Here is an 808-nt window from a genome sequence, read left to right on the forward strand (position 1 = left end):
CATTCATGCCGCCAGATTTCACAATATTTCTGGTCGTTCCAGTCCACCGTATCCTCCTTGTGGCTTTTCCACCTGCCAGATGGCAGCTTTATCCGTTCCCCATTCTCGTCAAGGTCATAAACCTTGCGGCTCTTGGGAAGCCATTTCCCATGTTCGTCCATTGCCCTCATAGTCAGCAGGACATGGGCGTGGGGATTGTGTCCCGGCGGATGGGGGGCATGGATGGCAAAGTCAGCAATCATGCCTTTGGTGGAAACAAATTGCTGTTCACAAAACTCCCGGACAAGGACAGCATACTGGTCGGGCGGTATCTCTCTGGGGATGGTAAGCACCCACCGCCTTGCAAGCTGGGAGTTCCATTGTTTTTCCACCGCTTCGGCGGCGTTCCACAAAGTATTGCGGTCTGCATATTCCTGTGGGGCATTAGGTGGGAGCAGGATTTCATTGTGGACGATACCACGCTTTTCCGGGTAGTGCTTCACTTGCTGGTCATATTCACAGAACAGCTTTTCGCCACTCTGGTAAGCAGCGGCGGCAACCGCAGACTGCCGCTGGCTGCGCTGCACAATCGTGATTTCATTGTGTGGACAGGGCATTTCGTGTCCCTCCTTTCAGTAATTGGTGGATGGGGTGGCGTTTTACCACCCCATTTTGGGCAGAAAAAAAGCAGGAGACCTTTTTCAGATTTCCTGCTCGGTGTGCCGCTATGTGGGCGGCGGGTATTTAATTGTAAAAGTTCGGGGCAAGTTGACCCGATGTGAAGCTGACAAACTTGAATTTATTTTGGCAAATCATCTTCCGCTTTAAA

Annotated in this window: 1 protein-coding gene; it reads right to left on the bottom strand. The window is 51.6% G+C overall.

Annotated elements, in window-relative coordinates:
• The coding region (mobQ, locus tag DW826_RS18810) for a MobQ family relaxase (protein WP_242994156.1) at window positions 1-596 on the bottom strand (596 nt) is incomplete at its 3' end.
• Between the last annotated feature and the right edge of the window lie 212 nt (window positions 597-808).

Source organism: Clostridium sp. AM34-11AC, from assembly GCF_003435375.1.
Classification (GTDB): Bacteria; Bacillota; Clostridia; order Lachnospirales; family Lachnospiraceae; genus Pilosibacter; species Pilosibacter fragilis.